13 protein-coding genes and 1 tRNA gene are annotated in these 16,951 nt (G+C 56.4%); 11 read left to right on the top strand and 3 right to left on the bottom strand.

Features of this window, described 5'->3' with window-relative positions:
* Nucleotides 1–148 precede the first annotated feature (148 nt).
* On the top strand, nucleotides 149–1,225 hold the full coding sequence (gene rseP / locus MLD66_RS07865; RefSeq protein ID WP_247216710.1) for an RIP metalloprotease RseP: 1,077 nt from the start codon (nucleotides 149–151) through the stop codon (nucleotides 1,223–1,225).
* A gap of 119 nt (nucleotides 1,226–1,344) precedes the next feature.
* Nucleotides 1,345–2,049, top strand: coding sequence for a HEAT repeat domain-containing protein (locus tag MLD66_RS07860; RefSeq protein ID WP_247216708.1), 705 nt, complete (start codon nucleotides 1,345–1,347; stop codon nucleotides 2,047–2,049).
* Here MLD66_RS07860 and MLD66_RS07855 read toward each other — a convergent pair.
* The 3 genes from MLD66_RS07855 to MLD66_RS07845 all read right to left on the bottom strand — a co-directional run bounded on the left by MLD66_RS07855 (nucleotide 2,009) and on the right by MLD66_RS07845 (nucleotide 4,494).
* A complete protein-coding gene (locus tag MLD66_RS07855) occupies nucleotides 2,009–3,253 on the bottom strand; it encodes a HAMP domain-containing sensor histidine kinase (RefSeq protein WP_247216706.1) in 1,245 nt (414 codons plus the stop codon). The two genes, MLD66_RS07860 and MLD66_RS07855, sit on opposite strands and share 41 nt — an antisense overlap.
* Before the next feature lie 119 nt (nucleotides 3,254–3,372).
* Complete coding sequence (locus MLD66_RS07850) at nucleotides 3,373–4,119, bottom strand: SIMPL domain-containing protein (RefSeq protein WP_247216704.1); 747 nt, start codon at nucleotides 4,117–4,119, stop codon at nucleotides 3,373–3,375.
* Between the two features lie 198 nt (nucleotides 4,120–4,317).
* Nucleotides 4,318–4,494: a DUF4278 domain-containing protein gene (locus MLD66_RS07845; protein WP_247216702.1), complete on the bottom strand. Its 177-nt coding sequence runs from the start codon at nucleotides 4,492–4,494 to the stop codon at nucleotides 4,318–4,320.
* A gap of 121 nt (nucleotides 4,495–4,615) precedes the next feature.
* On the opposite strand from MLD66_RS07845, the gene MLD66_RS14510 reads away from it, so the two are divergent.
* From MLD66_RS14510 to MLD66_RS07795, 9 genes are all read left to right on the top strand, one after another.
* The gene (locus MLD66_RS14510; RefSeq protein WP_281438433.1) at nucleotides 4,616–6,466 is read left to right on the top strand and encodes an ARC6/PARC6 family protein; all 1,851 of its coding nucleotides are present in this window, start codon (nucleotides 4,616–4,618) and stop codon (nucleotides 6,464–6,466) included.
* 262 nt (nucleotides 6,467–6,728) lie between these two features.
* Nucleotides 6,729–6,801: transfer RNA gene (locus tag MLD66_RS07830), tRNA-His, on the top strand.
* 846 nt (nucleotides 6,802–7,647) lie between these two features.
* A complete protein-coding gene (locus MLD66_RS07825; protein ID WP_247216700.1) occupies nucleotides 7,648–8,115 on the top strand; it encodes a fasciclin domain-containing protein in 468 nt (155 codons plus the stop codon).
* A gap of 119 nt (nucleotides 8,116–8,234) precedes the next feature.
* Nucleotides 8,235–8,408, top strand: a complete 174-nt coding sequence (locus MLD66_RS07820; RefSeq protein ID WP_247216697.1) for a hypothetical protein — start codon at nucleotides 8,235–8,237, stop codon at nucleotides 8,406–8,408.
* Nucleotides 8,409–8,637: 229 nt separating this feature from the next.
* The gene (locus tag MLD66_RS07815; RefSeq protein WP_247216695.1) at nucleotides 8,638–13,197 is read left to right on the top strand and encodes a glutamate synthase-related protein; all 4,560 of its coding nucleotides are present in this window, start codon (nucleotides 8,638–8,640) and stop codon (nucleotides 13,195–13,197) included.
* 45 nt (nucleotides 13,198–13,242) lie between these two features.
* Complete coding sequence (locus tag MLD66_RS07810; protein ID WP_247216693.1) at nucleotides 13,243–14,517, top strand: F420-0:Gamma-glutamyl ligase; 1,275 nt, start codon at nucleotides 13,243–13,245, stop codon at nucleotides 14,515–14,517.
* The gene (locus tag MLD66_RS07805; protein ID WP_247216691.1) at nucleotides 14,441–15,421 is read left to right on the top strand and encodes a GNAT family N-acetyltransferase; all 981 of its coding nucleotides are present in this window, start codon (nucleotides 14,441–14,443) and stop codon (nucleotides 15,419–15,421) included. Before MLD66_RS07810 ends, MLD66_RS07805 begins: the two co-directional genes overlap by 77 nt.
* Before the next feature lie 22 nt (nucleotides 15,422–15,443).
* Complete coding sequence (gene ruvX, locus MLD66_RS07800) at nucleotides 15,444–15,908, top strand: Holliday junction resolvase RuvX (RefSeq protein ID WP_247216689.1); 465 nt, start codon at nucleotides 15,444–15,446, stop codon at nucleotides 15,906–15,908.
* Between the two features lie 70 nt (nucleotides 15,909–15,978).
* Nucleotides 15,979–16,929 carry a transposase gene (locus tag MLD66_RS07795; RefSeq protein ID WP_247214935.1) on the top strand — a complete coding sequence of 317 codons (951 nt, stop codon included), beginning with the start codon at nucleotides 15,979–15,981 and terminating at the stop codon, nucleotides 16,927–16,929.
* Nucleotides 16,930–16,951 lie beyond the last annotated feature (22 nt).

The following is a 16,951-nucleotide window of genomic DNA, read 5'->3' as shown; positions in this document are numbered from 1 at the left end:
CAGCGGTGGGCACTGCCAGCAGGTCCTTGCCCTGGGATTGGCAAACCAAGTGAGGGGGTGCGCCCCTGGGAGTGTCTGTCCTGAATCAGTAGGGGTTCCTGAAATTAGGTTAAGATAGACAGACTGGTATTATCCAAAAAAAATTTTTATGTCCATTTTAGCGGCGGTCGGCGTTTTAGCGATTCTCATTGCGGTTCATGAGTTGGGGCATTTTTTGGCCGCCCGGGTGCAGGGGATTCGGGTCAGTCAATTTTCCCTAGGGTTTGGCCCGGCGCTTTGGTCGTACCAGGGGAAGGAGGTGCAGTACGCCATCCGAGCGATTCCCCTGGGGGGCTATGTGGGTTTTCCTGAGGAGGACCCGGAAAGTGGCATTGCCCAGGATGACCCGAATTTGCTCCGCAACCGTCCGATTGCTGACCGGGCGGTGGTGATCAGTGCCGGGGTGTTGGCGAATTTACTGTTTGCGTATTTGATTTTGACCACCCAGGTCTTGACCGTGGGCATTCCCCAATTGGTTTATCAACCGGGGGTACGGATTCCCCAAATTGCCCTGGATACCAGTGCGGTGGCGCAACGGGCGGGTTTACGGGCGGGGGATGTGATCCTGGCGGTGGATGGTCAGGCTTTGGCACCGGGGAAAGAGGCGGTGAATCGGGTGGTGGAGGCGATTCAATCCCGACCGAATCAGGCGGTGCGCTTACAAATTCAGCGGCAAAATCAAGTGGTTGAACTGACGGTCATCCCCGAGGCAACCCCCAATGGGCAGGGACGGATCGGGGTACAATTGCAGGACAATGTGAGTGTGGGCACCCGTCATTCCCGCAATCTTGGGGAGGCGATTGGGTTGGGGGCGCAGGAATTTCATCGCCTGTTGACGACTACGGTGCAGGGGTATTGGGAGTTGGTGCAACATTTCCGGGAGACGGCTGATCAGGTGGCGGGGCCGGTGGCGATTGTGGCGATGGGGGCGGGGTTGGCCCGGTCGAGTTGGGCGAGTTTACTGCAATTTTCGGCTCTGATCAGCATCAATTTGGCGGTGATCAATATTTTGCCTCTGCCTGCCCTGGATGGGGGGCAATTGGTGTTTTTACTCATTGAAGCCTTGCGGGGACGACCGCTACCGGCACGGGTGCAAGAGGGGGTGATGCAAACCGGGTTACTCCTGCTGTTGGGGTTGGGGGTGTTTTTAATCATTCGGGATACGGTGCGGCTGGTGGGTTCCTAGGGGGATGAGGGTGGCACCTGCTCAAGGGTTCTCCACGCTGAAATTCAATCAGGTTGGCCATATCTAAGTAAAATTATCTAATTACCCCTATCTCTGGACGTTTGCGGGCATCCCAGGCTATGTTCACCGATGACCAACCGGATTTGGCCAGCCCTCTGGATACCTGGCAGGAGACTCCCGAGCCGGACCCGGAGGTGATGTTGGCGCAGTTGACCGCCAGTGAACCTTTGCAACGGATGCAGGCCGCCCGGGCGTTTTGTGAATTGCAGGATGAACGGGTGGGGGAACGGTTGATTCCCCTATTGCAGGATGCCTGTCCCCTGGTGCGGTTGAGTGCCGCCTATGCCCTAGGACGCAATCCCACCCCAGCCGCCGTGCCCTTTTTGATCCAGCAGTGGCGCCATGAGACGAATGGGTATGTCCGCAAGGGGATTGTCTGGGCGTTGGGCTACAGTCGGTCGGCGCAGGCGGTGCCTACCTTGATCAATGCCCTCCAGTGGGATATTCCGGCGGTGCGGTTGTGGGCGGCGAGTGCTTTGGCGCAACTGCTCCCGGCCCAGCCCGACCTATTGCCCCAGGTGGTGCAAACCCTCTGCCATACCCTGCAACAGGACCCGGTGGCCGCCGTGCGGAGCAACTGTACCTGGGCGTTGGGGCAAATTCCTGCCGAGCAGTTACCGGAAAACCTCTATTTGCAAGTGGTGGAAGCCCTGCGCCAGGGGTTGCAGGACGGGGATGCGGGGGTGCGGGATGATAGCTGGAGTGCCCTGCTGAATTTGGGGGTCACCGCCGGTCTGCCGACCCCTGATGAGTTAGCCCTTTGAACCGGGGCAGGGTGAGCGTCACCAAGGTGCCTTGGCCGGGTTGACTGGTGAGGTGAAGGGTTCCCTGGTGCGCCTGGACAATGCTTTGGGCAATCGCCAACCCCAGCCCACTGCCCCCACTGGCACCCCTGGCCCGATCCACCCGATAAAACCGGTCAAACACCCGGGGCAACTCTGCCGGGTCAATCCCCACCCCCGTATCCTGCACGGTCACCGTGAGGCTGTCCCCCTGGGGTTGCAACCGCACCCACACCTGCCCCCCGGACGGCGTATATTGCCAGGCATTCCGGATCACATTGGTCAACAACCGCCCCAACTGGCTGTAATTTCCCCAGACCGTGAGGGTATCGGGATTCTCCAGGGTAGGCAATTCCAGGTGGAGCTTCACCCCTTGCGCCTGCGCCAACCCCGCCTGTTCCTGGGTCACTTCCATTACCAGGGCATCCAAGGGACAGGGTTCCACCGCCGCCACCCCCTGGGTATCCTGCCGTGCCAAAAAGAGCAAATCATCCACCAAGCGACTCAACCGTTGGAGCAAGCCGCCCATCGCCTGCACCTGGGGGTGTTGGGGATACTGACTATGTAATAACTCCCAATTCATTTGTAAACTCGCCAAAGGACTCCGCAGTTCGTGGGACGCATCGGCGGTAAACTGCTCCAATCGTTGATAGGACTGCCGCACCGGTGCCATTGCCAAACCGGACAGAAACCAGCCCGCCCCCGCCACCAATGCCAGCGCCACCAGCCCCGCCACTGTCAAATCCACCAGCAATTGGCGCACCGGTTTGGTCACCTCAAACCACGGGTGGCTAACCCGCAAATACCCCAACAATTGCCCTTGCCGATACACGGGCTGGGTCACCTGCCGGATCGCCTCATCCCCGCTCAGGGTCACCGTTTCCCGCCACACCCCCGGATGTAGCCGTGGCACCACCGTCATATCCAAGGTACTCCAGAGACGCTCCCCCGTCGGGGCAAACCATTCCAAAGCCACCCGGTCTTCCGCCACATCCGTCGGCCCCTGGGGCGGTTCACTGGGCAAAGTTGCCACCACCACCTCCGCCACATGGTCTAATGTGTCATCAATTCGTTCGCTCAGAGTGGTTTGCACGTACCCATAACCCGCCAACGCAAACACCAACAGCAAAACCGCCGTCACCCCCACATACCAAAGTGCCAGACGGCGACGCATTTGTTGAAACATATTTCCTTACCACTTACAAAATGGGCATTGACGAACAGCAATTTCATAAAACCAAATCCGGGGGCGGTGCCCCTGTGACCCCTATTCTATGCTCATTTAGGATTGCTATATCTCAATCGCTAATTCAACCCAAAACTCACCGACACCACCGCCGTAATATCCTTTTCTTTGGAGGATGTATCGTAAATTCCATAGTCACTCACATCGGTGGAAAACCGAGACGTAATCTGAAACACCCCGGTATTCACATTGCGGACTTTCCCCACCCGGCTGTTGGTGGCTTGGGCGATACTTTGGGCACGATTTTGGGCATCCCGCACCGCTTCGGCTACCATTTCCACCCGCAGTTTTGCCAAGTCGGTGTAAAGATATTGGGGGGGGTCGGAAATAATGGGAATGCCCTCATTGATTAAATCGTTGGAACGATTGACCAGGGCGGCAATTTTATCCACCTCTTTGGAACTGATTTTCACCCGTTGGGTCAAACGATAGGCCAAAATTTGCCCCGTATCCCGACCATTGATATTCTCTTGGAGGGCCACGTTTTCCAGGGCAGAAAATACAATTTCATTCTCAGGAATACCCTGGCTTTGCAGATACAGACGGATTTTTTCCGTGTAGGCAGTCACCTGTTTGTACGCCGCCTGGAGGGAAGGATTTTGGCTTTCGACCCGAAATTGCCAGACAATATAATCGGAAGTGATCGCCCGGCGCGCCGAACCCGTCACCTGCACCAGATTATTGGCATGGGTAAATTCCCCCACCGCACTGGCACCGATTAGACTGCCTGCGACAAGTGCCACCGATAGGGACACCAAGCCAAGCAACACCTGGGGCAGTTCGCCAACACGTTCTTTCAGATTCATGGGTAGGACACCGGAGGAGGATGGCTACAGTTATCCTAATTTAATTTTGGGTCACAAAGGCACTGGGGATTGGGGGGTTTTGTCATTTGGTATGAAAATCGCCCAATTCGGCATAAATTAACCCCCCGGTTGGTACCAGGGGGCGAAAGATAATTTCCCAGTTGGTTCATCAATTTTTATTGATCACCTAAACAGAGCTTAGGAGTACATGACCCCCCGATAACGCAATTGCCGGGGTGCCCGGGGGTGACTGGGAACATTGGCCACATGGGTTTTCCATTCCGCCCCCCGATACTTGCCCCCCACCTGACCTTCGCTCACCGGCACAACACTCGGATCATGCTCGTAGGTGGCACCGTGAAAATGGTATTGCATGGCTGATTCCCTCCGTAAACAATTGGGTGTCTGGCAGAAATGTTATCCAAATGGATAATCTGAATTTCCTTTCTGTATCTAATTATACGGTTTTTTGATCAAAAGTCGCCACTGTGCCCGAATGGAGCAGTTAATTTTTGTGAACTACCGGGGCAAGGCATCCAAGACTTGCTGTGGGTGGGTTTCCTGGTCTAAAGTCTTGGGTAGGTTGCCTGTAGATGGGAATGGGCGCACACGGGCGGTGGTACGAATTTCCTTGGATTGTTATCGGGTTCTGGGAGTGCCTGCCAATACGGGGGTGGCGCAATTGGGTTCGGTGTTATCCCAGCGCCTGAAGGTGGGGGTGCGGGCGGATTATTCCCCGGTGGCGGTGGCGGCGCGGCAACGGTTATTGGAACAGGCTTATCAAATTTTATCAGCCAGCCATAGTAAGGAAACGGATACGGAGGTGACGGAACCGCCGGTGCTGTGGGTGGAGGGGGAGGAACTGCCGGGGGCGTTGGCCCTTTGGCTGGAGTGGGGCGAGTATGAACTGATCCTCAAAACCGGGCAGGCGGCCTGTCAAAATGGCACGGCTCCCAGTGCCTACGGGGATATTGTGTTAACCATGGTGCTGGCTTATCTGGAGTTGGGGCGGGAGCAATGGCAACAGCAGAATTATCAACGGGCGGGGGTGTATCTGGAGCAGGGGCGGGAGCTGTTGCAACGCACGGGGGGGTTATTCCCCAACCTACTGGCGGAGTTGCAGGTGGATTTGGCCCGGTTGCGCCCTTACCGGATTTTGGAACTGGTGGCCTTGCCCTTGGAGGACCAGCCGGGGCGACGCTTGGGGCTGGAATTGTTGACCCAGATGCTGACGGAACGGGGGGGCATTGAGGGGACAGGGGATGCCCAGGCGGGCTTGGGGGTGGAGGAGGGTCTGCGGTTTATCCAACAACTGCGCCCTTATATGACCCTGGGGGAGCAGTACGAAGTATTTGGCCGGGAAGCTCGGCGACCGTCGGCGGTGGGGGCCTATCTGGCGGCCTATGGGGCGGTGGGATTGGGGGTACTGCGGCATCAGCCCCAGGTGATTCGGGAGGCGGAGGGGTGGTTGCGGTTTTTGCATCGTACCCAGCCGGTGCCCCTGGAATTGGCGGTGACCAATCTCCTGTTGGGACAGACGGAACTGGCTTTAGATTTTTTGGAACAGTATCTTGCCAGCCCCAACGTGGATGCCCAGACGGTGCAGGTGATCCGCACGGCTCCCGATGAATTGGTGGGTTTGTACCGCTACACCCAGACCTGGTTGCAGACGGAAATTGCTCCCTTTGCGCGGGATGTGACTCCAGCGGCTTTGGATATGCAAAGTTATTTTGCCGACCCCCAGGTGGTGGCCCGGTTGGAGGAATGGCAAACCCCGGAGGTGGGGCTGACCCCGATTTCCCCTCCCCCCCAAAGGGCGGTGCGTCCCCCCGAGCGGGGCTATGGTTGGTTGGTGACTGGAGTGGCGGCTTTGCTGACGGCGGGGGGATTGTGGTGGTGGTGGCAACGCCTGCCCCCGGAGACCTTGAACATTACCCTGGAACGCCCACCCGTACCCATTCCCAGCCCCAGCCCCCCTACCATTGACCCCCGCACCGAGGCACTCCAGACCTTGACCACCTGGCAAAAAATCAAAGCCGACGCCTTCGGGCCACAGCAGGCGATTGACCGCTTGGCATTGATCCTGGTTGACCCGGCCTTAACCCAGTGGCGGGAGCGGGCGCAACAGTCCCATGCGGAAGGCATTACCGAAATTCACACCCTCAAACGGCTGGAGATCGAACGGATGCAGGTGGTCAATCCCCAGGAAATGGTGGTGGAAGCCCGTATCGAAGACCAGGTGCAGGTGCAGGGGGAGGATGCGGGCAGGAGCACCTACCAAGCCCGTTATGAATTAGTTAAGTCTTCCCAAGGCTGGCGGATTCGCAAAATTTCCCTACTTCCTTAAGCCTTGATTTGATGAAAACCAACACTATAGCAATCCTGAATGAAAATAGAACAGGGGTCGCAGGGGCACCGCCCCCGGATTTGGTTCTGGAGAATTTTTGTATGCCAATCAAATAGGACTGCTGTATGGTAATTACTCATGAATCGTATGTAATTTCCGTAAATTTTTATGTCAAATAAAGGATGATCAGGAGGTCGGAGCATTTTTCCTCGTCTGAGTTGCCAAGCTCCCCCTAAAATTGATAATGTAAGTATTTGCGATGGCGGCCGTAGCCAAGTGGTTAAGGCAGAGGATTGTGGCTCCTCTATGCGCGGGTTCGAATCCCGTCGGTCGCCCCTCCTCTCAACCGTTTGCGATGATTTGGTCAGGATTAAAACGCTTTATGCGGGAGTTTTCCAGAGCTAGGAAGCAGGGAATGACATAACTTGTAGAAACATCTTTACTACTTATGAATCCATCCTGCTGACCGAGTTGGTTGATTAAACATAGCAATCCTCAATGAATTGAGAACACGGGTGGGCACCGTCCCCATTCCTGGTTCTGGAAAATTTCTGTATCCCTACGGCACGCCAGCTAACCTCAATCGAATTGGACTGCTACGGTGCTACCTAACCTTTAATGCCTTCAGGGGTTGTACCTACTAACTTTGTAATGATTTTGGGGGAACCGGGATTTTTTCAACACCCCTAGGATCACAGCAACGGGGTTTACAGATTAAATTTTTATTGTTAGTATTAATTTAGCCGGTGTTATCTTGAGCTATTATTTTCCGGTTCGCTCTAACGTCTAATGCTCCATAACACCGGGCAAAATCTTAGGTTATTTTACCGGATTATTTCGGCGCATAGTGCCAGGTTATGTGCTGAGGAAGGGTAGTTTTAGTCTGCTCAAATATTCGTGGATTATGGGTAATTTCAGGCATCCGTGACCGGCAATCCAAGCAGGGACATTCCCATATTTGGTTTATAGATCAATACGCAAATAGAATCGGGGTCGCAGGCTACCATCCCCGCCTTCGTTTTCATCGCCTGCGTAGTATAGCCGTGTAACCTGATGACCCACAGGGAACATCTGAAATGGTTATATCAAACATTGATAATTGTAATGAATGGTCATTTTAGTCATGAACTCAGATGTGGATATAATCCAGAAGTAAGCTCAACCCTTCATCATCAAAATTTATGGCAGATATTGTGGATATTGCGGTGAGTGCGGGGGCATTTCAGACCCTGGTGGCGGCGGTGCAAGCGGCTCATTTGGTGGATGCCCTCAAAAGCCCTGGCCCGTTTACCGTGTTTGCCCCCAATGATGATGCCTTTGCCGCCCTTCCCGCTGGCACAATTACAACCTTATTACAAAATATTCCGCAACTCACCCGGATTTTGAAATACCATGTGGTGGCGGGACGATACACGACAGCGGATTTACACAGTGGGATGCGTTTGCAATCCTTGGAAGGGTCGTTGATTCCTATTTATCTGGAAGGGGGGGAATTTGAGGTGAAAAATGCGACGGTGTTGGCCGCCGATATTGCCGCCGATAATGGGGTGATCCATGTGCTGAACCGGGTGATTTTGATGGGAGGTGATGGGCCGGTGCCGGGGGATGTCACCAAGGGCTGGTACTCCCAACCGGTGACGGGGCTTTAGGGATGTTACGGAGCTTGAGGGAATTTAACGTTTAATTGCAGAATCTCAGGTTCCCATACCAGGGCGTTGGTGGCGAATGATACCGTTACCCAATATCCATACTTTGAGATTGAGGGCTTATGTATCGTCCGAGTCAACGGGATTGGCCTACGGCTTTGGTCACAGCGGGTTTGGGGGCAGGGGTAGCGACTTCTTTTGCTGTCATCCAGGGGCAAAACCCTTTGGTCGCCCTGGGGATCACCTTGTTTGCCGCCGTGATGGCGCTGGTGGTGGATGAACTTCAACGGGGTTAAAGGCTCAGGTTTTTGGGAAAACATTATAATAAGGGATGCCGCACCTGTCGGGGAACGGTTGTCGTCGGAGTATTGGGCGTTGTGATGTCAACACGGTTCGGGGAGTGCCATTCGCTCCATCGGCGTGGGTTTTCTGCTGACATCCATAACCACGGCCATCTGGGGATGCCACCGGCGGGGGGGTGTTTTGGTTGGCCCCATTTTTGTCCCTTTATTTTTTGTTTGCACCATGAGTCATTCCCTGTTGCCCTGGTTGACCGACGAGCGTTCTGCCTGTGGGGTTGGATTTATCGCTGACCGTCGTGGCCGGGTGAGCCATGATTTGGTGACCCAAGCCCTGGCTGCGCTGACCTGTCTGGAGCATCGGGGGGGCTGTAGTGCGGATCGGGATTCCGGGGATGGGGCGGGGCTGATGACGGGTCTGCCCTGGGGAATTTTGCAGGCTTGGGCGGAGGCGCCGGGGTTACCCCCTTTGGGACGGGGACGGACGGGGGTGGGGATGGTGTTTTTGCCCCCGCAGGCGCAGATGGCGGCGCAGGAATGGCTGACCCAGGGGTTGCAACAGGCGGGCTTGACGGTGTTGGGCTGGCGGGAGGTGCCGGTGCGCCCGGAGGTCTTGGGGGTGCAGGCGCGGCAAAATTGCCCGGCGATTGCCCAGGTGATTGTTACCCATCCAGAATTACAAGATGATGCGTTGGAACAGCATTTGTATTTAACCCGTAAGCGGTTGGAACGGCGGGTGGCAGAGCAATCCTGGGGGGATGATTTTTATGTGTGTTCCCTGTCCTGCCGCACGATTGTCTATAAGGGGATGGTGCGCTCGGCGGTGCTGGGGGAATTTTATCGGGATTTGCAGGATGAGCGGTACCAGAGTGCGTTTGCCATTTATCACCGCCGGTTTAGTACGAATACGCTGCCCAAATGGCCCTTGGCGCAACCGATGCGGCTGTTGGGGCACAACGGGGAGATTAACACCCTGCTGGGCAATATCAACTGGATGATGGCGCGGGAGTCGAGTTTTGCCCATCCCCTGTGGGCGGAGCGTTTGGCGGACATCAAGCCGGTGGTGAATCAGAAAAACAGCGATTCGGCGAATCTGGACAACAGTTTGGAATTGCTGGTGCGTTCCGGGCGCAGTCCCCTGGAGGCGATGATGATGCTGATCCCGGAGGCGTACCAAAACCAGCCGGAATTGGCGAATTACCCGGAGGTGGTGGATTTTTATGAGTACTATGCGGGTTTGCAGGAAGCCTGGGATGGACCGGCGTTGATTGTGTTTGGGGATGGGAATGTGGTGGGGGCGACCCTGGACCGGAATGGGTTGCGACCGGCTCGCTATGTGTTGACCCAGGATGATTGGGTGATTGTGGCTTCGGAGGCGGGGGTGGTGGATATTCCCGCCCAGCAGGTGATTGCCAAGGGGCGTTTGGGGCCGGGGCAAATGCTGGCGGTGGATTTAGCCAAAGGGGAATTGCTCACCAATTGGACGATCAAGCAACAGGTGGCGCAACGTCTGCCCTACGGGGTGTGGGTCAAGCAATACCGGCAGAACCTCCCCGCTGAACCCTTTGGGGATGCTTGTCAGTACGATGAAGTGACATTGCTCCGGTATCAAACCGCCTTTGGCTACACCGCCGAAGATGTGGAAATGGTGATTGAACCGATGGCGACAACGGGGAAGGAGCCGACCTTTTGCATGGGGGATGATGCGCCCTTGGCGGTGCTGTCGGAAAAGCCCCATCTGCTTTACGACTATTTCAAGCAACGGTTTGCCCAGGTGACCAATCCGCCCATTGACCCCCTGCGGGAGAGTTTGGTTATGTCCTTGGAGATGGGGTTGGGGGCACGGGGGAATTTATTACAAGTCCGCCCGGAGGATGCCCGGCAGATTTGGCTCAGTTCGCCGGTGCTGAATGAGCGGGAATTGCAGGGGGTGAAAAGCGGGGGGTTAACTGCGGTAGAAATTAGTACGTTGTTTGACTTGAATGGAGCCTGCGACACGCTCAAAAATGCCTTAGATGCCCTATGCGCCCAGGCGGTGGCGGCGGTGCAAAAAGGGGCGGAAATTCTCATTCTCAGCGACCGTTTGGAACCCCTGACGGCGACCCGGACCTGGATACCCCCGTTGTTGGCGGTGGGGGCGGTGCATCACCATTTGATTGCCCAGGGGTTGCGCCTGCGGGTGTCCCTGGTGGTGGAGACGGCGCAGTGCTGGAGTACGCACCATTTCGCCTGTTTGATTGGCTACGGGGCGAGTGCGGTCTGTCCCTACCTGGCTTTGGAGACGGTGCGCCAGTGGTGGCAGGATGGCAAAACCCAAACCCTGATGGCGCAGGGCAAGATCAGCCGCTGTACCCTGGTGGAAGCCCAGGGGAATTACCGGTCAGCGGTGGAGGCGGGATTGCTGAAAATTCTCTCGAAAATGGGCATTTCCCTGTTGTCCAGTTATCACGGGGCGCAGATTTTTGAAATTTTGGGCTTGGGTGAGGAGGTGGTGGACATGAGCTTCCGGGGCACCATTTCCCAGTTGGGGGGCTTGAATTTGGCGGAACTGAACCAGGAAATTTGCCGGATTCACCAGCGGGCGTTCCCGGAGTTGACCCAGAAGAAGCTGGAAAATCTGGGGTTTATCCAAGCCCGTCCCCGGGGCGAGTACCACATGAATTCCCCGGAAATGGCGAAGCTGTTGCACAAGGCGGTACGTTCGGGGGCACCGGCGGACTTTGCCACCTACCAGCAATTCTTGGAACACCGTCCCCCCACGGCGCCCCGGGATTTGTTGACCCTGGCGAGCGACCGCCACCCCATTCCCCTGGCAGAAGTGGAACCGGCGAGTCAGATTGTCACCCGTTTTTGTACCGGCGGGATGTCCCTGGGTGCCTTGTCCCGGGAGGCTCATGAGGTGCTGGCGATTGCCATGAACCGGTTGGGGGGCAAGTCCAACTCCGGGGAGGGGGGGGAAGACCCGGTGCGGTTCCAAGTCTTAAAAGATGTGGATGAAACCGGACATTCTCCCACCATGCCCCACCTGAACGGGCTACGCAATGGGGATACGGCGAGTTCGGCGATCAAACAGGTGGCGTCCGGGCGGTTCGGGGTGACACCGGGGTATCTGATGCACGCCCAGCAGATTGAGATCAAAATGGCGCAGGGAGCCAAACCGGGGGAGGGGGGGCAACTGCCGGGGAAAAAGGTCAGCCCCTACATTGCCATGTTGCGCCGTTCCAAACCGGGGGTGTCGTTGATTTCGCCGCCGCCCCACCACGATATTTACTCCATCGAAGACCTAGCTCAGCTGATTTTTGACCTGCATCAGGTGAATCCGCAAGCGAAAGTGTCGGTGAAATTGGTGGCGGAAATTGGCATCGGCACCATCGCCGCCGGGGTCGCCAAAGCCAATGCGGACGTGATCCAAATCTCTGGGCATGATGGGGGGACGGGTGCCTCGCCCCTGAGTTCGATCAAACACGCCGGTACCCCTTGGGAGTTGGGCTTGACCGAGGTACATCGGGTGCTCTTGCACAACCAACTGCGGGATCGGGTGATTTTGCGGGTGGATGGGGGCTTAAAAACCGGCTGGGATGTGGTGATGGCGGCTCTGATGGGGGCGGAGGAATTTGGGTTTGGGTCGGTGGCGATGATTGCCGCCGGGTGTATCATGGCACGGGTGTGTCATACGAATAATTGTCCGGTGGGGGTGGCAACCCAGCGGGAGGATTTGCGGCGGCGGTTTCCGGGTCTGCCGGAGCAGGTGGTGAATTTCTTCTTGTTTATCGCCGAGGAGGTGCGGCAGATTTTGGCGGAATTGGGCTACCGTTCCTTGAGTGAAATTATTGGGCGGGCGGATTTGCTCCAACCCCGGCAGATCACCGTCAGCAAAACCCAGGGCTTGCACCTGGCGGCTTTAACCCAGTTACCCGACACCCGCACCCAGCGGGATTGGCTCAACCATGAACCCGTCCACAGCAACGGGTCGGTGGTGGATGATGAGCTATTGCAAAAACCGGAAGTACAACGGGCGATCCAAAACCAGGAAACGGTGATGGTACATGTGTCCCTGGTCAACACCGACCGGAGTGTGGGGGCACGGATCGCCGGGGAAATTGCCCGTCGTTATGGGGATGATGGGTTTCAAGGTCACATCACCCTCCACGCCAAAGGCAGTGCGGGGCAGAGTTTTGGGGCGTTTAACCTCCCCGGCATGACCCTACACCTGACCGGCGAAGCCAATGACTACGTGGGCAAGGGAATGCACGGCGGCGAAATTATCGTGGTGCCCGACCCGGATTTGGCCTGCGACCCCAGTGCCCAGGTGATTATCGGCAATACCTGTCTGTACGGGGCGACTGGGGGGCGGTTGTTTGCCTACGGGCGGGCGGGGGAGCGGTTTGCGGTGCGCAATTCCCTGGCGCAGGCGGTGATCGAAGGCGCAGGGGACCACTGCTGTGAGTACATGACCGGCGGGGTAGTGGTGGTACTTGGCCCGGTGGGGCGCAATGTAGGCGCGGGCATGACCGGCGGCTTGGCGTATTTCTTGGACGAAACGGGGGACTTTCCCCTACGGGTCAACCCGGAAATTGTCAAAATCCAGCGGGTGACTAGCCCGGCGGGTGCCTGCCAGTTGCACGACCTGATCACCATCTACCGGGAACGTACCGCCAGTCGCAAGGCCGAGGCCATTTTGACCCAGTGGGAACGGTATCTGCCCCAGTTTTGGCAGGTGGTGCCCCCCTCGGAAGCCGATACCCCCCAGGCTCAACCAGCCACTTCGGTTCTGGAGCCGGTTTAATCGGTTGGGAATCAGGCTAAGATCAAAGCCGACTTCTGAGGTGTCATGGTGTTGGGGTGGGTAATTCTTTTCCTCCTCCTAGGGGGGGGACTCGGCGTCTGGTTGCTGGATCGCTGGCTCTGTCGCCGTTCCCAGAATCCGTTGCGCCTGAGCCGGGGCACCTGGCAGATGGAAGTCCAGGAATCTGACCACTACCGCTGGCGGGGGCAAATGGAATGGGTCAATCCCAGCCACCGCTTCGAGGTGATGATCCCAGAATGTACGGTGGACGTACAGCTTTTATCCCAACAGGATACCGCTGGAATTACGGTAAAAACTGAGTTGATTTCCCATCACCCCGATGCTCCCTCCCGTCCCGATGGCTATTGGGCAGCCTGCATCATCAAAACCCGGCAACGGGTGGGGTTGGAAGTGACTTTGGACATTAGGGGGGAGGATGTGACCGGATTGCAGGCGGTCTGGGTGCGGTGGCAGTATGTCACCTACGGGCCAGGGGGTTGGGTGCCCCGGGAACAGCACGTGGTTTTGCCCTTGGCGTTTCCCGACCCCACCCGTACGTTGGTGAGTCGGCGTAGCCCGGAAGGTGCAGAAATTCTGTTGATTCGCACCCATCTGCTCTGCCATCTGGATGACCCGGTTTCCGTGATCAAACGCTATGCCCAACCCCACGCCCTCCCTGGGGATATCGTGGTTCTTGGGGAGACCCCGGTGGCGATTATGCAGGGGCGGTGGCGGCATCCCCGGCAAATCCAACCCGGTTGGTTGGCCCGGCGGCTCTGTACGTTTTTTCTGCCCACCTCCAGTCTGGCGACCGCCTGTGGGTTGCAAACCCTGATCGACCTAGTGGGTGCGCCCCGGGTGTTGGGGGCGTTTCTGGTCGGAGCCATGGCTAAACTCCTCCTGGGTAAGCCGGGGGTGTTTTACCAGTTGGCCGGGGAACAGGCCGCCCTGATTGATGACGTGACCGGCACCTTGCCCCCCTATGACCAATTCGTGGTGTTGGGGCCGAGCCGACCCCAGACGGTGGTGGCGGAGGTCAAGGAGCAAACCGGACTCGGGGCGGCCATTGTGGATGTGAACGACTTGAAAGCGGTTAGAATATTAGCCAGGACGGCGGATGTGGATGCGTCCCTGTTGACCCGGGTGTTGGTGGATAACCCCGCCGGGAATGCGGCGGAACAAACTCCTTTGTTGCTGATCCGTCCCTTGCCCCCGGAACCCCCCCAGCCCACCTACGCTGACCATGTTGACCATCCGACCGCCCCACCCCCAGGAATGGAAAGCGATCCCGACCCGCACGGGGGATGGCGACCCGTTTGAACCCCCGGGGCAGACCTGGGTAGCCCTGGAAGCGGGGCAGATGGTAGGGGCAATCCATGTAGTACCCTTTAACCGCAGTCGCAGTACCTGGCAGGTGAAGTGGGTGACCAGCACCAACCTGGCGGTGGGTTCCCAACTGTTGCGGTACGCCCTGGAAACCGTTTTGGAAGCCCGCACCTGGGTTTTAGAAATCCCCATCCAGGAGCGGGACACCCTGGCGCTTTACCGGCAAAATGGCTTTCAACCCCTGGCCCATTGCACCTACTGGCACCTGCACGGGTCTGCCCTCACCGCCCTTGCCCACGCCCCGGTGGAAGCCCCCACCCTCAGTCCCGTGGGGAATGGGGATGCCTATCTGCGCTACCAATTGGATACCCTGGCGATGCCCCCCTTGGTCCGTCAGGTGTTTGACCGCCATCCTGAAGACTTTGCCGTCCCCCTGTGGCAATCCCTGTGGCACCAGTGGCGCACCTGGCAGGGGCAATCCCGGTGGATTCGCAACTATGTGTTTGAACCCCAACGGAAGGCGGCAATCGGTTATTTTGGCCTGTGGTTTGACCCCCACGCCTCGCAACCCCACCCGGTGGATTTGACCGTCCACCCCGCCTATACCTGGCTGTACCCCCAGTTACTTTCCCACTTGACCCGCCTGGTACCGCCAGAGCCAGGGTTGCGTTTGGCCTGCATGGACTATCAACCGGAGCGGGAAGCCTGTTTCCAGTGGGCGGGAGCCGTGCCCCAGGGGGAAACCCTGTGGATGTCCCGTTCCGTGTGGCACAAACTGCGGGAGGCTAAATTGAACCTCCAGGAACTGCCGAATCTGGCAGAGGTTTTGCCCCATTTGCAACCCGTCCCCCTCACCCCCCGGGATTCGTTTGCAGGGGATCAGAACATGGCACAATAACCCTAAGGTGCCAACGGTAGAGATGGTAGTCGGTTTGGGTTTGGATATTGGTCGGAAACGGGTGGGGGTGGCGATCAGTGACCCGCTGGGGTTGGTGGCAACGGGTCTGCCGACTCTGACCTGGCCCCAGGTGCCCCCAGCCCTGGCCGCCATTGTCCGGGAACGCCAGCCCCAGGTCTTGGTGGTGGGTTTGCCCCGCTATCCCGATGGCCGTCCCAGTGCCCAAACCCGCTACACCCAAAAGCAGGGGGATTACCTTGGCCGGTATCTCCATCTGCCGGTGGTGTATGTGGATGAAATCCTCACGTCCTGGAGTGCCGCCCAAACCCTGGATCGCCGCCGTTACCGCCACGAGGTGGACTACCGGAAAGCGGTGGACCAACGGGCCGCCATGCTGATTCTGCAACAGTGGCTCGACCAGCAACCTCATTCCTTTCGTTCTGGAGACAACTATGGGTCGAAATTCCCCAGTAGTGTTGAATGTTAACGAAAGGGTGGAAAAGGGAGACTAAAAATGGTATTTTAGATTGGTAGAAACCACGAGTAACAGTATTTTTATGAGACGACAAATTCAGGGACTTATCAAGCCCTTGCTGAACCTTCTTCCCAAAAACGACTATCCAGTCTTGGATACTCGCTTGTTTGTACTCATATGGATGCACTTCATTTTAGATGCAAGAGTCGCCACCATGCGGGGCTTATTCTTCCTCTTGAATCATCTCAATTTTAAAGTTGACATATCAACGTTTTCTAAGGCGTGTAAACATCGTAGCACCGAGCCGTTTCAAGTGATCCTAAGAGAACTGCAAAAACGGCTTAAACATCATCAAGGTGAATTTAAGCACTTATTCCCATTAGATTCTACCATTATCACCCTGACCAGCAAATTATTCTGGCACTACAAGCAGGTAAAATTGACGCTTGGCCTGGATATAAATGAGGGCAATATCGGTGACGAATCAATTATATTTGGAAAGACTAATGACCATAAAATTGGGCATCTTGTGATTGGGACGATACCTGAGAATGCCGTTGGTATCATGGATAGGGGTTTTGCTTCCTGGAAATTAATGGACGAAATGTGTAAACGAAATACATTGTTTATTGTGCGGATTAGAAATAATATGAAGTTGCAACCTGACAATCCGGATATTCGGGTAATTCAATTTTTTAATGAAGAGGAAAACACAGAATATAGGCTAGCGACTAACGTGACTTCGATGACGGATGAAGAGATTTGTTCAGCCTATCGTTTGCGCTGGCGAATTGAGTTGCTTTGGAAGGCACTAAAGATGCACTTGAAATTGGATAGAATCATTACCAAGAATGAGAATGGTGTGCGGCTACAGATTTATGCCGTATTGATTGGTTATCTAATTTTAAGATTGCTGGAGATAGGTCACAATAAGACCTATGAATTGATTGACAAGTTGCGATATTTACAAATAGAAATAGGCCGACACTGTAGCTTCATGGAACTCGTAGGGGTAGAGCCGCTCGTAGGATAACCCTGACCCCTTATGTTAAGTT

Source organism: Synechococcus sp. C9 (genome assembly GCF_022984075.1).
GTDB lineage: Bacteria > Cyanobacteriota > Cyanobacteriia > Gloeomargaritales > Gloeomargaritaceae > Gloeomargarita.
This window is presented reverse-complemented; position numbering and strand designations above follow the sequence as displayed.

Excerpts from the sequence above, each read along its gene's own strand:
- rseP (WP_247216710.1), top strand. The coding sequence starts at position 149 with ATGTCCATTTTAGCGGCGGTCGGCGTTTTAGCGATTCTCATTGCGGTT.
- MLD66_RS07860 (WP_247216708.1), top strand. The coding sequence starts at position 1,345 with ATGTTCACCGATGACCAACCGGATTTGGCCAGCCCTCTGGATACCTGG.
- MLD66_RS07855 (WP_247216706.1), bottom strand. The coding sequence starts at position 3,253 with ATGTTTCAACAAATGCGTCGCCGTCTGGCACTTTGGTATGTGGGGGTG.
- MLD66_RS07850 (WP_247216704.1), bottom strand. The coding sequence starts at position 4,119 with ATGAATCTGAAAGAACGTGTTGGCGAACTGCCCCAGGTGTTGCTTGGC.
- MLD66_RS07845 (WP_247216702.1), bottom strand. The coding sequence starts at position 4,494 with ATGCAATACCATTTTCACGGTGCCACCTACGAGCATGATCCGAGTGTT.
- MLD66_RS14510 (WP_281438433.1), top strand. The coding sequence starts at position 4,616 with ATGGAGCAGTTAATTTTTGTGAACTACCGGGGCAAGGCATCCAAGACT.
- MLD66_RS07825 (WP_247216700.1), top strand. The coding sequence starts at position 7,648 with ATGGCAGATATTGTGGATATTGCGGTGAGTGCGGGGGCATTTCAGACC.
- MLD66_RS07820 (WP_247216697.1), top strand. The coding sequence starts at position 8,235 with ATGTATCGTCCGAGTCAACGGGATTGGCCTACGGCTTTGGTCACAGCG.
- MLD66_RS07815 (WP_247216695.1), top strand. The coding sequence starts at position 8,638 with ATGAGTCATTCCCTGTTGCCCTGGTTGACCGACGAGCGTTCTGCCTGT.
- MLD66_RS07810 (WP_247216693.1), top strand. The coding sequence starts at position 13,243 with ATGGTGTTGGGGTGGGTAATTCTTTTCCTCCTCCTAGGGGGGGGACTC.
- MLD66_RS07805 (WP_247216691.1), top strand. The coding sequence starts at position 14,441 with ATGTTGACCATCCGACCGCCCCACCCCCAGGAATGGAAAGCGATCCCG.
- ruvX (WP_247216689.1), top strand. The coding sequence starts at position 15,444 with ATGGTAGTCGGTTTGGGTTTGGATATTGGTCGGAAACGGGTGGGGGTG.
- MLD66_RS07795 (WP_247214935.1), top strand. The coding sequence starts at position 15,979 with ATGAGACGACAAATTCAGGGACTTATCAAGCCCTTGCTGAACCTTCTT.